Genomic DNA, 17,176 nt, shown 5'->3' with positions numbered 1-17,176 from the left:
TGTAGTCTTCTGACAGTAAATTAACTAAATATTTTTCTTACCTTGAATGACTAAATAGTATTGCAATTAGGCTCCCATGAATTCTTTATTTCAATTAGAAAATTTCGCAGTAGATACCGAAAATAGTCAGCAGCAACATTTTAAATTATTAACCGATATGATGTCGGAAGGTTTGGCACATTGTCAAGTTGTCTATGATGATCATGGTGTACCAATAGATTATCGTTTTTTGAGTGTTAACCCTTCTTTTGAAAAACATACTGGTGTTACACCCGAAATGTGCGTTGGAAAAACTATTCTGGAAATTATGCCTGATGCTGAAAAATCATGGATTGAATTTTATGGAAAAGTTGCCACAACTTTAAAGCCCGAAACAACCACTGGGTATAATAAGCAAACTAAAAGGTATTATACATCCACCGCGTACTCTAATACCATTGGTGAGTTTATGATGCTCTTCAAAGACATCACACAACAAGTAGAGTTGGAAAAGGCTTATGAAATGGTTACTAAAAGTACGAAGCTTAATGATGATTTATTAGAAAACTTACAGGATGGTTTTAAGCATTGTCGAATAATTTATGATGACCAAAACAAGCCTTGTGATTTTAAAATTTTGTCCATTAACGAAGCTTATTCCGAACAAACGGGTATTGACAAAGAATATATTTGTGGAAAAACTATGTTGGAGGCATTTCCTCAAATGGACCGTGAAAAATTAAAACTATTTTGTAGAACTGGGGTAACTGGAGTTCCTGAAAATTTTATTGACCATTGTCCAATAACAGGTAAGATTTTTGACATCTCCTCCTTTTCTCCAAGAAAGGACGAATTCATTTGGATTGTTAGAGATATTACGGAAAAGGAAAAGGCTAGAATTAAATTGGAAGAGGCCTATCAAAAAGTGGAAAAAAGTGAGCAGTTAAAATCTGCCTTTTTAGCCAATATGTCTCATGAAATTAGAACCCCTCTTAATGCTATTTTAGGATGTTCTGAACTACTTGAGGAAAAAGATTTAACAGAATCTAATCAACAAAAATGTTTACAACACATTAAAAATTCTGGTGATCGATTACTTACTATAATTTCAGACATATTAGATATTTCTAAATTCGAATCTGGTCAACAACAATTAAACTATAGCCACAATTGTTTGAATCAAATAATTGATGCACTGAAAGCTCAATTTGATATCATTAAAAAAGATTCGAACATCAAGTTAACCAGCGTTAAAACTTTAGATAACACAGAGAGTTGCATTAAGACAGATGCTGCCCGTCTAGAACAAATTATTTCGAATTTATTAGAGAATGCTTTTAAATATACAGATAAAGGTGAAATTTCATTTGGATATGAATTAAAAGGAGATTTTATTGAGTTTTTTGTTACTGACAACGGTCGAGGAATTGCAGAAAAAGATCAGCAGTTGATTTTTGAGCGATTTGGCCAAGTTGCTAACAAAAAAAATAAAATAAATACCGGGACTGGTTTAGGCATCCCTATTGCCAATGGATTTGTAAAACTCTTTGGAGGCAAAATGTGGGTGGAATCTCAATTAAATGAGGGTGCCACCTTCTATTTTAACATACCGCATTTACCAGGTGAACATCATTCTGAAGCTAAAGAAAAACCTACAATTCTCGTTGCTGAGGATGAAGAAGTAAATTACTATTTACTAGAAATGTGGCTTAGTGAATACTGCAATTTGTTACATGCTTATAACGGAAGTCAAGTGTTAGAATTGCTTGAAAAAGAAAAAGTAGATTTGGTATTGATGGATATAAAAATGCCTTATATGAATGGAGTTGAGGCCACTAAAGAAATTCGTAAAAAAAACAAAAACATACCAATAATTGCGCAATCAGCTTTTGTAATGCAATCAGAAATTGAAAATATTTTATCATCCGGTTGTAATGAGATAATGACAAAACCTATAAAAAGACAAACTTTTCAAAAGGTACTTTCAGAATACCTGCCGCAATTAAAATTTTAAAAAAAAAATTCGTTATTTAGGGAATAGCCCCCTTTTATGACAGCTACTTTTCGCTCTTTATCGCTAATTTTTTTGACGCTATTTATTATTAGTTCTTGCTCAAAAGAAACGACCAATCAAGAAACTCAAGAAATAGTTCAGGCCAAAACTTTCATAATAGAAAATGGACTATTAAAAAAGAACGATGTTCTTTTTGTGCCTAAGGGCGTAAACGCACTTAATTCTTTTGGCGTAGACGATAGTGGCTTAATGCAATCTTGGAATGTTGAAATCGTCCGTGAATTTATTGGGAATTTAAGAGAACAACCCATTTCGGGCTTTGCAGTTGAAGATAGTCGAGGAATCTTTTTGCATTCCCTTGAAGCAATTGTAGCACAACATAGGCTGGAAAATAGAATCGTAATTCTGTGCCCCTTTGGATGGGTAAACGAGCAAGGCGAACGTCAATTATTTACAGGCTTAAATCCTTCAGAGCAATTGTTTTATAATGATTATAAAGAAAAAATGCAGCTCATTGCGGAGTTTTTTAAAGGACAAGAAGATGTTTGGATTCAAGTTTGGAACGAACCTTACAGTTTTAATAATTCCAATAATTATTCACATGAATTATGGTTAAATGACCATAAAGACATGGTTGAAAATCTGAGGCAAGTTGATGAATTTGATAATATTATTTTAATAGCAGGCAATGAACAAGGACAAGGAGAAGAAGTATTATTAGAAAAAGGTCTAGAACTTCTAGCTTTTGATGATACTATTTTATTTGATTTACATGCCTATGGAAAATGGCACGAAAACGCCACGGTTACCTCAATACAAAATCGTTTACAAAATTTAAAAGACGCTCAATTACCTATTATTTTTGGTGAAGTCGGTGTTATAACGGAAGGGGCACCACTTAGTGACGCTCAAAACTTTTTAACCGCTTGCAACAATACAAATATTGGGGCTTTAGCTTGGTTATGGAATAAAAACACTAATGACCAAAACGCCTTACTAACAGATGATGGTGATCCCAATAACACCAACAATTTTAACTGGGGTAGTACTTTTCAAAATTTTTTAAACGAGTAATAGGGTGTAACTTTACCCTAAAAGTACATGCTAAAAATAGCATATCACCCCATTTACAAACACCCCTTACCTGACGGACATCGGTTTCCGATGATTAAATATGATTTATTACCACAGCAGCTTATATATGAAGGCACTTGTGAAAGCGATAATTTTTTTGAACCTGATTTTCCTAATGAACAGCATATTCTAGCCGTTCACGATAGCTCCTATTTTGAAGAACTTAACGCACTAAAAATTAAACCCAGTGCAGCAAGAAAGATTGGGTTTCCACTCTCAAAAGAGCTAGTAAATCGCGAACATATCATCGCAGACGGCACTATTAAAGGGTGCGAATTTGCTTTAAAGAATAAAATTGCAATGAATATTGCAGGGGGAACACACCATGCATACTCCAACCGAGGTGAGGCATTTTGCATGCTTAACGACCAAGCTATTGGAGCTAGATATTTACTGAATCAAAAACATTCTAAGAAAATTCTCATTGTAGATTTAGATGTACATCAGGGCAATGGAACCGCTGAAATTTTCCAAAATGATTCCTCAGTTTTTACTTTTTCAATGCATGGGGCTTCAAACTATCCTTTTAAAAAAGAAAATTCTGATTTAGATATTCCTTTAGAAAAAGGTACTAATGACGAAAATTATCTTAAAATTCTAAAAGAAACCTTACCAAAGTTAATTGACAAAGTAGCGCCCGATTTTATTTTCTATTTATGCGGCGTAGATATTTTAGCAACTGACAAACTAGGTACATTAGGGATGACTATCGAGGGTTGTTTTGAACGAGATAGATTTGTTTTACAGACCTGTAAAGATTTAAACATACCAGTGCAGTGCAGCATGGGTGGTGGGTATTCTCCAGATATCAAAACCATCGTCGAAGCCCATGCCAACACTTTTCGTTTAGCACAACAAATTTTCTTTTAAGAGTAATCTTATACTTATTTAAACTACTTCCAAATTTGACTTCCTAGCCTAACTCCAATAAAGGCGATTATTAGATTTTGTAACTTCGTTAAAAAACCAGAACTATGTTATCTAAAAAACTTGAAAAAGCGCTTAATGAGCAAATTCGAATTGAGGCGGAATCATCACAAGTTTATCTGTCAATGGCCTGTTGGGCTGAAGTTCAAGGGTTAGAAGGCGTGGCTGGTTTTATGTATGGTCATTCCGATGAAGAACGAATGCACATGCTTAAATTAGTCAAGTATGTTAATGAACGTGGTGGACATGCCCAAGTATCAGAACTAAATGCACCCCCATTAGAATTTGGAAGCTTAAAAAAAATGCTTCAAAAGCTTTATGATCATGAAGTTTTTGTCTCGCAAAGTATTAATGAGTTAGTTCATGTAACCTTAGAAGAAAAAGATTATGCCACGCATAACTTTTTACAATGGTATGTTGCTGAGCAATTAGAAGAAGAGGCATTAGCTCGAACTGTTTTAGACAAAATAAATCTGATTGGAGATGATAAAGGTGGACTTTATCTTTTTGATAGAGACATCCAACAGTTAACAGTTGAAAGCGCCGCATCTGATACGATGGGTGAGTAATTTTAACAATTAAGCTTATTTAGATTAATTAAATATAATATATTTTTGCACCATTGAAAGTTCACAATGGGCAAAAACAAAAAGGGTATTCAAAAAAAGAAAGTAGCCAAGCTTAAAGAGCTTGTACCCAAAGGAAGCAAATCTAAATGCTGTAAGAAATTTAAAAAAGGAGAAAACAAGCGCTGTAAACGTTGTCCTTGTTATGATTTATTAAAGAAAGTTGCTTAACCAGAGCCTCAGTTTTTAACTTGAGGTTTTTTTGTTTTTACCGTCAGTGCCATATCTACATCGTCTTGTCCATTAATGGCATAAAAAGCGGCCTTGTTTAAATAATATTCAGAATGCGAACAAGCCAAACTACAATCTCTTTGATGAAGTCTATAGGCATAACCTTTAGCAGTCAAATAAATTAAATATCCTTCAGCATCAGTTTCTGCTAAAAGAGCTTCAAATTCATTTTGATCTCTCCAAAAATCTTTATGATCATCAGCAGTAACCAAAATTAACTGCTGTTCATTCAATGCATCGCGATGTGCTAAATCGGAGTAAAAATGTTTTGTAGTATGGCTATCATCTATCTGTGCCATTCCTACAAAGGGAATTAGCACAAGTAAATAACATATATGCAAAGAATATTTCATCATTGTAATAATTACGTAATAAGTGACGAATTAAATTGCTAAATGCTACGCTTTTCATATTAAGTTATTGTTAATATGTCAGAAGAAATAAAAAAAGAGGCTTAAAGCCTCTTTTTCTATTCCTATAACACAATGTTTATTTACCAAACATTAAAAGTTCATTACAACGAACTTCTGTAATATATCGCTTCTCCCCTTCTTTCGTTTCATAAGAACGATGCGTTAATTTACCTTCGACGGCCACTTGCTTGCCTTTAGATAGGTAATTCTCTACAATATCAGCGGTCTTACCCCAGGCAACTACATTATGCCATTGTACATCCTCTACTTTTTCACCTTGGGCATTTTTATAACTTTCACTTGTAGCAATTGAAAATTTTGCCAATTTGTTTCCATTCTCCAAGGATACAATTTCAGGATCTTGTCCTAAGTTACCAATCAACTGTACTTTGTTTTTTAATGCGTTCATCTTTCTAAATTTTATGGATTAACAGTTAATACTACCGAACTACTATAATTCGACGAGGCAAACTTAATTCGAGCTTCAAAAAAGATTCGGTTAGGAACTATTTATTTTCGTTTGTAAACGTTTGTAGTCGTTTAAAATCATGTATAACTACCCCACCTATTAGAACTATTACAATTCAGATACCATTAACGATGATTCAGCATTAAGCACTTACAGTTTTAAATAAAGAATGACATCTTTGGGTAATCCTAAAAATATCAACCTATGTCACCAACAGAAATTTTTTCCTTAGCAAATATGATTGCTATGCCCATGTGGCTTCTAATGATTGTTCTTCCTAAATGGAAGGTAACACGTTTCCTAATTGATTTTAAAATAATCCCTATACTCTTAGCATTAGTCTATGCAGTCTATATTTTTTTAGCGATTCGTATTGGCGGGGGCATGGATTTTGGAAGTCTTGGGTCTGTAATGGCATTATTCACCGAAGAAAATGCGGTGCTAGCAGGCTGGGTACATTATTTAGCTTTTGACCTTTTAGTAGGAATGTGGATGTTAGACCAAAACAAAGAACTAAAAATTAATCAGTTATTAATGGCTCCTTGCCTATTCGGAACTTTCATGTTAGGTCCAGTAGGCTTTTTGGCCTTTATGCTAATCAAAACCATCAAACAAAATCAAAAATGAACACTTTAAGTCAATTATTAAAAACGGTAAAAGGATCGAGTCCAATACTCTATTGGGTCGTAATACTACATTTTATATTTATGCTAGGCTGTCTATTGGGCCTCGCGATTGATGAAAGAACCCTTATGGGTGTTAATGTCTGGATAAAACCCTTGAAATTCTCCATATCCGGTGGAATCTATATATTGACATTAGGCTTTCTAAGCACGCTTTACCCCTATTCAAATCGAAAAAGAAATATCATCACCATTACAGTCGCCCTAACACTTCTGTTGGAGGATGCTATCATCATTTACCAAGCTGCTCGAGGCGTTCAATCCCATTATAATGTTACCTCTGTATTTGATGGAATGCTTTTTTCAGCTATGGGAATTTTAATTGGAATCAATGTCTTGATTATGGTATTGTTTATCTTCGATACGGTACGATTAAAATTAAATACATCCAAGACCGTTCAATGGGGTATTTTATTAGGGTGGCTTATCATTGTTTTTGGTAGTTGGGTCGGCGGTCAAATGATTAGTCAAATGTCTCATAATGTTGGTGTCGCGGATGGAGGAGCCGGCTTACCTCTGTTAAATTGGAGTACTATTGGCGGTGATTTGAGAATCGCACATTTTTTTGGCATACATGCAATACAAATAATTCCGTTATTCGCTTTTTGGATTTCAAAAAAATGGAATGTGAATCGCAGAAAACAACTCATTGCCGTTACTATTTTTGGTTTGATTTATGCAGGATGGATTGGATTTACTTTCTATCAAGCAAAAATGGGTATGGCTTTATTAAAACTATAATCAAATTAAATGTTCGTTAACAGGGAAAAACGAATTACATATTTAGGCTTTAATGATTTCTGGTTTACGGTAGTCGGTATCATATTTCTCAGTTTCATTACCGATTATCTTTTCAACAGGTCTTTTTTACGCTTTCCGTTTGGAGAAGCACTAGTCTATTGGAGTATCTCTTTATTTTTCACCATTTGTAATTGGTTAATTATAAGAAATGTGATTATTCTATTAAGAAAGCAATTCACTCACTTTAAAGATGTAGGAAAACGACTTATTCTTCTATTCCTTGCTATTGTTGCCACAGTAATACTCGTTGATTTTACTGGAAATAAAATCTTATCATTCATTTTTAATAGAGACTACGGTTCTCAGAGCTTTTATAGGGTACGTTTGCCAGTTATTATCATAAGCACCATGACAATGGCTATTTATGAGGCCATTTACTATTACATTCGACTTAAAAAAACCATTATAGAAGAAGAGCAGGCTAAGCAAGCTATTGTGCAGGCCGAGCTTGACGCTTTAAAAAATCAAGCTCAACCCCATTTTTTGTTCAATACCCTAAATACCTTACGTGATATAATAGAACAAAATTCAAAGGAAGATGCTGTAGAATTTGTTGACAAACTATCAAACGTGTATCGCTTTATTTTAGAATCTGGCAACGCAAATCTTATATCATTAGCACAAGAATTGAAATTTGCCAAATCATATATTCATATACAAAGAGAGAGATTTGGAAAAAATCTTAAAATGGAATGGAGTATTCCTGATACCAATTTAGACAACATGATAGTACCTATGAGTCTACAACTTCTATTGGAAAATGCCATAAAACATAATGTTATTTCCAAAGCAAAACCATTAACAATCTATGTTGAAGTGGAAGACTCCCGTTTAATCGTAACCAATAAGAAACAACCAAAATCTACAAAGATTCCATCAACAAAGGTGGGTTTAAAGAATATTGAGAAACGGTACCATCTTATTTCCGGAAAATCGATAAAAATAAAAAATGATGACAACCACTTTAGTATTTCTATCCCATTACTAAGATCTTCTGTTTTAAAAAACTATGATGAACGTACTTATAATTGAAGATGAACCTCGCGCAGCCAGTCAATTGCAAAACATGCTTAAGGCGTGTAGTTTTGACTATACCTTACTACATATTATTGACACGGTTGAAGATGCTATTGAATGGTTTAAAAAATATGAAGTGCCAGAACTTATTTTTATGGATATTCAATTAGCGGATGGATTGAGTTTTGAAATCTTTCACAAAATAGATATTGATGCCCCTATTATTTTTACTACCGCCTTTGACCAATATGCTATACAGGCATTTAAGGTAAACAGTGTTGATTATTTATTAAAACCCATACAGAAAGACGATTTAAAAACTGCATTATATAAGTTCAACAAGTCAAAAAAGCAAACTACTATAGAGCCAGCCATATTGAAACGACTGCTTGGTAGTATACAAGAGTCAGCCGAAAGAGAAGGACTACTTGTAAGAGAAGGAAATGGTTTTGTTCAAATTAAGATTATAGACTTTTTATACTTTTATTCACAAGAGAGTATCACTTTTGGAGTAACCACTGCCAAAAGATATATTATTGATGAATCTTTAGATCATTTATTTGGCACATTGGATCCTAGACAGTTCTTTAAAATTAGTCGCAGCCAATTAATTTCAAAAAAGGCCATTCAAAAAATAAATCCCTATTTTAACCATCGGGTCAAGCTTTCTATTTTAAATCCTCGAGACCAAGAATTTATTGTCAGTAGACCTAAAACAAGTGATTTTAAAAAATGGCTGAATACCTAATTACCATTATTAACAATATGGACCTTTGATAACACCTCAAACCATAAAGATTGATTTAAAAAATAAACTAACTTTAGGCAAGTCTATTATGGTCTATGGAACACCCACTTTTTGATAATCAAGCAAATAAACAGTATGAACTGCACATTGATTCACTTATACCAAGAATTGAATATATCAAAGCTCAGGACAAAATTTATTTGACTCATACTGAAGTCCCTACTGAATTAGAAGGAAAAGGCATCGGCTCAAAGCTGGTGAAGCTAGTTTTGGAAGACATCAAACTAAAGGAGTTGACCTTGGTTCCCATGTGCCCGTTTGTGGCCATGTACATCAAACGGCACCCGGAATGGAAGTCATTGGTCTTAAAAGGAATTAACATCGCCTAATATGGAAAAAGAAATCGTAAAAGAATACAAGAACGGTGACCTCACCGTCATCTGGAAGCCAAAAAAATGCATCCATTCTGAAATTTGTGTAAAAACATTACCTGAAGTTTATGACCCAAACGCCAAACCCTGGATAAAGGCAGAAAATGCTTCTATTGAAGCCTTAAAGGCACAAATAGAAAAATGCCCTTCAGCAGCACTTACATATAGTATGGTAGGTGAAGAAAGTATTGAAGAAAAAGCTGGAACAGAATGTACCGTAGTCGAAAACGGTCCGCTTTTAGTGAGTGGACTTCTAAAAGTCACGCTTGCCGATGGCACCTCTGAAAACAAAAAACTGTCAACAGCATTTTGCCGCTGTGGCGCTTCAGAAAATAAACCCTATTGCGATGGCACTCATAATAAAATTGATTTTAAAGGATAATAAAATAACACCATGAAAAAATTATATAGCATCTTTATATGCTTGGTTTTTACCTCAGCTCTTATGGCACAATCCAAAAACTTTTTAGACGTCCCGTATTTAGAAACATCTGCAAAAGTAGATACCCTTATTAGTCCTGATAAAATATACTTGAGCATCACCATTCAAGAAAAAGATTCTAAAGGAAGAAAATCTGTTGAAGAACAAGAAAACAAAATGGCGCAAAGCCTGAAGAGTTTAGGAATTGATATCGACAAACAATTGACGATTAAAGATCTGGCAAGCAATTATAAAAAATACTTTTTACGTTCTAAAGAAGTGCTAAAGAGTAAACAATATTCTTTGTTGGTTTATGATGGATTAACTGCCGGAAAAGTAATGGCCTCATTAGAAGATTTAGATATTGCAAATACCTATTTGGAAAAAACGGAGTATTCCAAAATGAATGAATTGGAACTAGAGTTAAAAACCAGAGCGGTTAAAAAAGCAAAATTAAAAGCTGATGCCTTGACCAAACCTTTAGGACAAAAAATAGGAATGGCTATTCATATCATAGATAATTCGCAACCTTATTACCAGCGTTATAATCAACCTAATATACGAATGAAAGCGATGGCAATGGAAGATGCTGGTTCACCTGAACCTTTAGATATCGGTTTTGAAAAAATACGTGTAGAGAGCACCGTAAATGTAAAATTCAAAATTATGGATTAGCTCAATCCAACACGGAAAGACCTGATTTCATAATGCTTTTTAATTTTTCAGGATTTGGGTCCACCTTAGCCAATACACGAATACCATTGAATAAAGCATATAGCATCAGCCCTATTTCATTTGGGTTTTTAATTGCATTTATTTCTCCATTCTGAATACCTTTTTGAACAAAAGCCGTAAATAGTTTCTCGTAATTTATTGTATTCTCTAATAGAAGGCTTTGTATTTTTTCATCCCCCGGTATTAATTCCGTAATGGTATTCACTACAAAACAACCCTTTCTGTTTCCATCCTGTACCGATTCATCAATGGCCATTTGAAATAGTTTTTGAAATCCTTCTTTAACAGAAGGCTCCGTCTCAAAAAGGCCCTGAATGACACCACCATTAGTCTGTCTGTATAATTGAAAAGCAGCTTCAAACAAAGCTTCTTTATCACCAAATGTATCATACAGGCTCGCCCTATTAATACCTAATTGTGTAACTAAATCTTGCATTGAAGTAGCATGGAACCCTTTTTCCCAAAAGAGTTCCATTGCTTTATTCAATACTTCTTTCTCATCAAATTGTTTGGTACGTGGCATACTGGAATACTTGTTCCAAATTTATGTAAAAATTATACCTGCCCAAATCCTCCATCGACTGGAATCTCTGTACCCGTAATATAACTGCTATCTGATGATGCTAAGAACAATGCGGTACTAGCAACTTCATCTGCATTACCAAAACGACCCAAACTAACTAAAGATGGAAAACTTGCTGCCATAGCATCTATATTCTCTTGAGGTACATTATGTTTACCATAAATTGGCGTATCAATTGGACCTGGAGAAATAGCATTAACTCGAATACCTTTAGGGCCAAATTCTGCGGCTAAAGTTCTAGTCAACGAACGTAAAGCTGCCTTACTTGAAGCGTAAGCAGACATACCTCCAAAACCTTTTACATTAGTTACCGAAGTGTTAAAAATAATGCTAGCACCTTCATTTAATTCATTATATGCGGCTTTTACGGTGAACAAAGGTCCCCGAACATTGATGTTATACACCTCATCAAATAATTCTTCGGTCAATCCGTCAATAGTTTCTACTCGAAAAATCCCTGCATTTAAAAAGAGGATATCAATTTTTCCAAAAGTATTAATTGTAGTTTTTATCAATTCTTCACTATCGGTAACACTGCTTGCTTCAGCCTTTACTAAAAGATAATCACCTTGTATCTCACCTTTTAATGCATCTAATTTTTCTTGACTTCTACCGGTCAAAACTACTTTTGCACCTTCCTTTAAATAACGCTTAGCAGTTTGTAAACCCATTCCACTTGTTGCTCCAGTAATTATGGCAACTTTGTTTTCTAATCTTCTCATAATTCTAAATTTATATTTTTTAGTTTTCTATTTCAGAACGTTCATTCCAATACAAACATAATAATAAAAGAACGATTGTTCCAAATAAAAATTTAGTTATAACATTCTTTTAATCATATCCGCCAGCTTTCGTATCTTTCAAAGTACTAATTCCAACCACATGAAAACTTTACGACTCGTATTACTGCTTTTATTTTTAATTCCTTTGAGCACTACTGCTCAACGCAAAAAGAAACAAAACACTACACCCAATATTGTATTAAATGATTCTTTGTATTCAGGACTCAAATGGCGAAATATTGGCCCTTTTAGGGGCGGGCGTAGCGTTACTTCTACTGGGGTAGTTGGGCAACCTATGACCTACTACATGGGCAGCGTTGGTGGTGGAATTTATAAAACTACGGATGACGGCATTACATGGAACAACGTCTCAGACGGACAACTAAATACAGGTACTGTAGGTGCTATCGCCGTTGCAGAAAGCAATCCGAATATTGTTGTTGTAGGTATGGGCGAACATGCTGCTCGTGGTGTAATGACCTCCATGGGTGATGGCGTTTACAAATCGACAGATGCGGGTAAAACTTGGAAACACATAGGTCTTGACGAATCGAGACATATTTCTGATGTAATTATCCATCCTACTAATCCCGATATCATTTTTATTTCGGCGCAAGGAGCCCAATATGGTCCTTCACAAGAACGTGGGGTTTACCGCTCTTTGAATGGTGGTGCTACTTGGGAGCGTGTTCTTTTTGTTAATGATACTACAGGAGTTTCTTCTTTATCCATGGATATGAATAATCCATTAATTTTATATGCGGCCATGTGGCAACATCGCCGTTATCCATGGACCATGGAATCTGGAGGAGCTTCTTCGGGAATTTATAAATCGACCGATGGAGGAACGACATGGAAGCAATTGAAAGAAGGACTACCAAAAGAATTCGGGAAGGCCGGAATTTCAGTTTCTCGAGCCAATTCTAATATAGTTTTTTCTGTTATTGAAGCAGAAGGGGATAAAGGCGGAGTATACAAAAGTATGGATGCCGGCAAAAAATGGACGCAGGTTAACAAAGACCGCATCAACATTGCACGTTCATGGTACTATATGGAAATATTTGCCGACCCTCAAGATGAGAATGTAGTTTATGTGCTTAATGCCCCCGTAACTAAATCTATCGATGGAGGAAAGTCTTTTAGGCCCTTACCCACACCGCATGGTGACAATCATCACTTGTGGATCAACCCCAAGGACAATTCAAAAATGATTAATTCAAATGATGGTGGTGCAAATGTTTCGAATAATGGTGGTAGAAGCTGGAGTACACAACAAAACCAAGCTACTTCTCAATTTTACAGAGTAATTACCGACAATCTGGTTCCGTATAATGTGTATGGTGGGCAGCAAGATAATTCTGCAATTGCGATTGCGAGTAGAACTAATGACGGCGGTATTGACTGGAAAGATTGGTATTCCGTTGCAGGTTGCGAAAGCGCTTATTTAGCTTTTGACCCTGACAATCCTGCAGTTGTTTATGGAGGTTGTTATCAAGGTATTATTGAAAAATGGGTGAAGGCTTCACGAGAAGGAAAGCCTATTAAGGAATACCCTGAATTAGGACTTGGAAAAGTTCCTAAAGATTTTAAATACCGCTATAATTGGAATGCACCAATCATTAGTTCTCCACATGACAGAAACACGATATACCATGCCGGCAATGTCGTTTTCAAAACTACAGATGGTGGTCAAAGCTGGGAAGTTGTAAGTCCAGATTTGACTAGAAATGAAAAGGACAAACAAGGCCCTGGCGGAGGACCGTATACTAATGAAGCCGCCGGAGGTGAAAACTACAACACTTTAATGTATTTGGTAGAATCTCAGCATGAGCAAGGTGTACTTTATGCGGGTAGTGATGATGGCTTAGTACATGTAACTAAAGATGGTGGTGCCAATTGGCAAAACATTACTCCACCAAATATTGGAAATGGTATTGTGAATAGTATTGAAGTTTCTCCACACGATGCAGCAACAGCATATATTGCTGTGATGCGCTATAAATCGATGGATTTAAAACCATATGTTTTTAAAACAACTGATTATGGTGAAACCTGGACGAAAATAACTAATGGCATAACGGACAAACACACCTTTGTTCGTTCAGTTCGTGAAGACAAAAAGAAGAAAGGTTTATTATATGCTGGAACAGAAACTGGACTTTATATCTCCATGAATGATGGACAGAATTGGCAGAAATTTCAGTCTAACTTACCTCTTGTTCCTATTAATGATTTGACTATTCAAGATAATGATTTAGTGGTTGCTACTGCCGGTCGTTCTTTCTGGATTTTAGATGATATAGGAGCTATTCAAAATAGTTTTGATATCTCAGAAAAACTTAAAATTGTACAACCTAAAGCGAGTTATCGAATTTTTGGTGGCAGCCAAGATAAACCCGTTCCTGGTTTAGGACAAAATCCAAAATCAGGTGTAACTGTTGATTACTACCTTCCTAAAAAGTTAGATTCAATAGAACTTAAATTAGAAGTTTTACAAAACGGAGAGGTTATTCGTAGTTATACCAATCAAAAACCAAAAGGTTTTAAATCTTGGCCTGGAGGACCTTCAAAACCATCTGTGTTACCTTCCAAAAAAGGATACAATCGATTTACCTGGAATTTTAGAACTGAAGCCTTACCAAGTATAGAAAAAGTCTTTGTTTTTGGAAATTCAGCAGGACGACGTGTCGGCCCAGGTGATTACACCATAAGAATGACTTTAGGTGATGAGATGGTTGAAACTACGGCAACAGTTTTGGCTAATCCATCTATCAAAGCTTCAAATGATGATTATGCAGAACAGCAGCAGGTATTAAGCACTATTGACAACACAGTTAAAGAAATACATGATGCAGTTAACCAAATGCGTTCCGCAAAAATGCAACTGAAAAACTATCAAAAATTACTCAATGACAACGACGGCGCCGACGAGTTACTAAAGAAAGGTAAGGAGCTTGAAAAGCGAATCACTGCGTGGGAAGAGAACCTAATCCAACCCAACCAAAAAACCTTTCAGGATGTCATCAATTTCAATAATCAATTGAATGCAGATTTATTACATTTAAAAGGTTTTGTTGATGTAGCTGAACCGAAAGTGACCAAAGGAGCTAAAGAGCGTCTTAAAGATTTATTAGCCGATTGGTTAACTTATAAGAATGAGAAAAATGCCATTGTTGGCAAAGAGATGAACGACTATAATCAATTGTTCAAATCGTTAGATTTGCCAGCTTTAATTTTAAATGAAGAATAATGAATAAGCCATTTGTGGCCGACACCCATTTTAAAAATGAAAAATTCCATCAAAACCCGTTAGCTAAAGCCGATTATGAAGAATGTGTTTTTGAAGGGTGTCAATTCCAAAATGGCTATTTAGATAATCAAAACTTTGTTGATTGTACTTTTAAAGATTGCGACTTAAGTAATACTAATGTTGCGAATACGATTTGGAATAATGTTCAGTTTGAATCTTGTAAATTGGTTGGTGTATCTTTCGATAAATCTGAGACAACCTTTCTGACCATAGCATTTTCGCAATGTAACCTGACCCTAGCGATTTTCTATGAGTTGAGTTTACAAAAAACTGATTTTTCAGGTTGTAATTTGAGTCAAGCAGACTTTACTTCAACAGATTTGACCTCATCAAATTTTACAGATTGCAACTTAGATAATACTTTATTCCAAAACAGTATTCTTGATAAAGCCGATCTTTCAAATGCCTTTAATTTTAATATTAACCCTGAAATAAACTCTTTAAAAAAGACCAAATTCAGTAAAGAAGAATTAATTGGTTTATTGAAAAAATACGATATTGTAATTGTCTAGAACTAAACCAAGGATAAGTTATGCGACTCTTATATTCAATTTTACTCTTTAATTTTTTTATTGCTCAAAGTCAAAATACGCTTCAATTAAATGGTAAGCAATCTCCAGAAGCCAAAATTGCATTGGTTTCTTTTATGGAAGGTCACTGGTATGGAACTGCTTTCGGAGGATTAACTGAAGAAATTTGGAGTCCTGCGGTTGGAGGTTCCATGATGTTCGTTTTTCGTCATTTAGTTGAAGGTAAAGTTACTTTTTACGAAGTAGGCCATATAAGAGAGCTAGAAAACAGCTTAATTTTTGAGCTAAAGCATTTTGATACGGACTTACATGGTTGGGAAGAAAAGGATGAGGTTCAGCAATTCAAATTCATTAAAGCAGAAGGTAATCGAGTCTATTTTGATGGCTTTACTTTTGAAAATGTAAGTGCCAACGAAATAAATATTTATGGCCTAATCGGCAATGAAGACGGCACTAGTAATGAAGTAGTTTTTAATTATAAAAAACGGTAGCACCATGAAATTATGTCTGGAGTGTGATACTGAAATTAAAGGACGTGCTGATAAAAAATTCTGTTCAGATTATTGTCGTAACGCGCATAATAACAAACTGAATAAAGACAGTAAAGGTCTCGTTCGAAATGTGAACAATAGGCTGCGTAAGAATTATAGAATTCTAGATAGTTTTGAACTCAAAGAAGGAAAAACCAGAACTACCAAAACCCGTTTAATGGATAAGGGTTTTGACTTTGAATATATTACCAACCTCTACACCACAAAAAAAGGAAGCACCTATTTTTTTGTCTATGACTTAGGATATCTTCCTTTAGATAATGATTATTATATGATTGTAAAAAGGGAATAAGTTACTTCCAATTCTGCCCACTCAATTTTAAGGCAGCAACGACAATATCTTTTCTACTTATTTGGCCAACTAAAATATCATCTTTCATAACGGGTAAACGTCTTCGATTATGTCTGTCAAAAACACCCGCAGCATCGAATATGCTCATATCATGAGGAATGGTCTCAACGTTTTTAGTCATAAATCGTTCCACACTTTTATCAAGTATTGGTTGATTAAAATAACGGCTTTCGGAAATCTGCTTCATACAATCTGCTTCAGAAATAATACCAACTAAAAAACCATTGGAATCCATTACGGGTCCTCCAGAAATTTTATATTTGGCAAAGGCCTCCATAACTTCTAGGATTGATTGGTCAGGTGCAAACTTTACCAATTTTCTAGTCATATAGTCAGAAACCAAAATTGGCGCATCGTAATCTTTTTTTGAATCGACCTTTGCTCTGGCCCCTTGAAAACTCTTGATTCCCATAGTATTTAAATTGAAGGTTGATTACCT

20 protein-coding genes are annotated in these 17,176 nt (G+C 34.9%); 15 read left to right on the top strand and 5 right to left on the bottom strand.

Translation table 11 applies throughout. From position 1 onward, the window contains the following. Nucleotides 1-76 precede the first annotated feature (76 nt). The 4 genes from RM520_RS04165 (at nucleotide 77) to RM520_RS04150 (ending at nucleotide 4,623) form a co-directional block, all read left to right on the top strand. On the top strand, nucleotides 77-1,993 hold the full coding sequence (locus tag RM520_RS04165; RefSeq protein ID WP_311384449.1) for a hybrid sensor histidine kinase/response regulator: 1,917 nt from the start codon (nucleotides 77-79) through the stop codon (nucleotides 1,991-1,993). A 36-nt stretch (nucleotides 1,994-2,029) separates the two neighbouring features. Then, a complete protein-coding gene (locus RM520_RS04160; RefSeq protein ID WP_311387070.1) occupies nucleotides 2,030-3,067 on the top strand; it encodes a cellulase family glycosylhydrolase in 1,038 nt (345 codons plus the stop codon). A 27-nt stretch (nucleotides 3,068-3,094) separates the two neighbouring features. Then, nucleotides 3,095-3,997, top strand: a complete 903-nt coding sequence (locus RM520_RS04155) for a histone deacetylase family protein (RefSeq protein ID WP_311387069.1) — start codon at nucleotides 3,095-3,097, stop codon at nucleotides 3,995-3,997. A 104-nt stretch (nucleotides 3,998-4,101) separates the two neighbouring features. Next, entirely contained in the window at nucleotides 4,102-4,623 is a 522-nt protein-coding gene (locus RM520_RS04150; RefSeq protein ID WP_311384446.1) for a ferritin, read from the top strand. A 236-nt stretch (nucleotides 4,624-4,859) separates the two neighbouring features. Here RM520_RS04150 and RM520_RS04145 read toward each other — a convergent pair whose 3' ends face one another. Both RM520_RS04145 and RM520_RS04140 read right to left on the bottom strand, forming a co-directional pair. After that, entirely contained in the window at nucleotides 4,860-5,210 is a 351-nt protein-coding gene (locus RM520_RS04145; protein WP_311387068.1) for a hypothetical protein, read from the bottom strand. 190 nt (nucleotides 5,211-5,400) lie between these two features. Beyond that, nucleotides 5,401-5,733, bottom strand: coding sequence for a single-stranded DNA-binding protein (locus RM520_RS04140; RefSeq protein WP_311387067.1), 333 nt, complete (start codon nucleotides 5,731-5,733; stop codon nucleotides 5,401-5,403). 264 nt (nucleotides 5,734-5,997) lie between these two features. Between RM520_RS04140 and RM520_RS04135 the strand changes: the two genes are divergently transcribed. From RM520_RS04135 to RM520_RS04105, 7 genes are all read left to right on the top strand, one after another. Beyond that, nucleotides 5,998-6,420 carry an ABA4-like family protein gene (locus tag RM520_RS04135; protein ID WP_311387066.1) on the top strand — a complete coding sequence of 141 codons (423 nt, stop codon included), beginning with the start codon at nucleotides 5,998-6,000 and terminating at the stop codon, nucleotides 6,418-6,420. After that, complete coding sequence (locus RM520_RS04130) at nucleotides 6,417-7,217, top strand: hypothetical protein (RefSeq protein WP_311387065.1); 801 nt, start codon at nucleotides 6,417-6,419, stop codon at nucleotides 7,215-7,217. Before RM520_RS04135 ends, RM520_RS04130 begins: the two co-directional genes overlap by 4 nt. Nucleotides 7,218-7,226: 9 nt before the next feature. After that, nucleotides 7,227-8,309: a sensor histidine kinase gene (locus RM520_RS04125; RefSeq protein WP_311387064.1), complete on the top strand. Its 1,083-nt coding sequence runs from the start codon at nucleotides 7,227-7,229 to the stop codon at nucleotides 8,307-8,309. Further along, a complete protein-coding gene (locus tag RM520_RS04120; protein ID WP_311387063.1) occupies nucleotides 8,290-9,042 on the top strand; it encodes a LytR/AlgR family response regulator transcription factor in 753 nt (250 codons plus the stop codon). Before RM520_RS04125 ends, RM520_RS04120 begins: the two co-directional genes overlap by 20 nt. Nucleotides 9,043-9,137: 95 nt before the next feature. Then, entirely contained in the window at nucleotides 9,138-9,431 is a 294-nt protein-coding gene (locus tag RM520_RS04115) for a GNAT family N-acetyltransferase (protein ID WP_311387062.1), read from the top strand. A 1-nt stretch (nucleotide 9,432) separates the two neighbouring features. Further along, nucleotides 9,433-9,855, top strand: coding sequence for a (4Fe-4S)-binding protein (locus RM520_RS04110; RefSeq protein ID WP_311387061.1), 423 nt, complete (start codon nucleotides 9,433-9,435; stop codon nucleotides 9,853-9,855). Nucleotides 9,856-9,867: 12 nt separating this feature from the next. Then, complete coding sequence (locus tag RM520_RS04105; protein ID WP_311384437.1) at nucleotides 9,868-10,569, top strand: SIMPL domain-containing protein; 702 nt, start codon at nucleotides 9,868-9,870, stop codon at nucleotides 10,567-10,569. A 1-nt stretch (nucleotide 10,570) separates the two neighbouring features. On the opposite strand, the gene RM520_RS04100 is transcribed toward RM520_RS04105, so the two are convergent. Both RM520_RS04100 and RM520_RS04095 read right to left on the bottom strand, forming a co-directional pair. Next, the gene (locus tag RM520_RS04100) at nucleotides 10,571-11,152 is read right to left on the bottom strand and encodes a TetR/AcrR family transcriptional regulator (protein ID WP_311384436.1); all 582 of its coding nucleotides are present in this window, start codon (nucleotides 11,150-11,152) and stop codon (nucleotides 10,571-10,573) included. A 32-nt stretch (nucleotides 11,153-11,184) separates the two neighbouring features. Continuing rightward, the gene (locus RM520_RS04095; protein WP_311387060.1) at nucleotides 11,185-11,934 is read right to left on the bottom strand and encodes a glucose 1-dehydrogenase; all 750 of its coding nucleotides are present in this window, start codon (nucleotides 11,932-11,934) and stop codon (nucleotides 11,185-11,187) included. Between the two features lie 160 nt (nucleotides 11,935-12,094). On the opposite strand from RM520_RS04095, the gene RM520_RS04090 reads away from it, so the two are divergent. The 4 genes from RM520_RS04090 to RM520_RS04075 are packed head-to-tail and all read left to right on the top strand — an operon-like array spanning nucleotide 12,095 to nucleotide 16,677. Next, the gene (locus RM520_RS04090) at nucleotides 12,095-15,244 is read left to right on the top strand and encodes a VPS10 domain-containing protein (protein WP_311387059.1); all 3,150 of its coding nucleotides are present in this window, start codon (nucleotides 12,095-12,097) and stop codon (nucleotides 15,242-15,244) included. Then, the gene (locus tag RM520_RS04085; protein ID WP_311387058.1) at nucleotides 15,244-15,816 is read left to right on the top strand and encodes a pentapeptide repeat-containing protein; all 573 of its coding nucleotides are present in this window, start codon (nucleotides 15,244-15,246) and stop codon (nucleotides 15,814-15,816) included. The genes RM520_RS04090 and RM520_RS04085 overlap by 1 nt, the downstream gene beginning before the upstream one ends. A 20-nt stretch (nucleotides 15,817-15,836) precedes the next feature. Continuing rightward, nucleotides 15,837-16,325, top strand: coding sequence for a DUF6265 family protein (locus RM520_RS04080; protein ID WP_311387057.1), 489 nt, complete (start codon nucleotides 15,837-15,839; stop codon nucleotides 16,323-16,325). Nucleotides 16,326-16,329: 4 nt separating this feature from the next. Beyond that, nucleotides 16,330-16,677 (top strand): hypothetical protein, encoded by a 348-nt coding sequence (locus RM520_RS04075; RefSeq protein ID WP_311384431.1) that lies wholly within the window; start codon nucleotides 16,330-16,332, stop codon nucleotides 16,675-16,677. 1 nt (nucleotide 16,678) lies between these two features. Here the strand turns inward: RM520_RS04075 and RM520_RS04070 are convergent, their stop codons facing one another. Continuing rightward, nucleotides 16,679-17,149 (bottom strand): CBS domain-containing protein, encoded by a 471-nt coding sequence (locus RM520_RS04070; protein ID WP_311384430.1) that lies wholly within the window; start codon nucleotides 17,147-17,149, stop codon nucleotides 16,679-16,681. Nucleotides 17,150-17,176 lie beyond the last annotated feature (27 nt).

Source organism: Croceitalea vernalis (genome assembly GCF_031846405.1).
Lineage (GTDB): Bacteria > Bacteroidota > Bacteroidia > Flavobacteriales > Flavobacteriaceae > Croceitalea > Croceitalea vernalis.
This window is presented reverse-complemented; position numbering and strand designations above follow the sequence as displayed.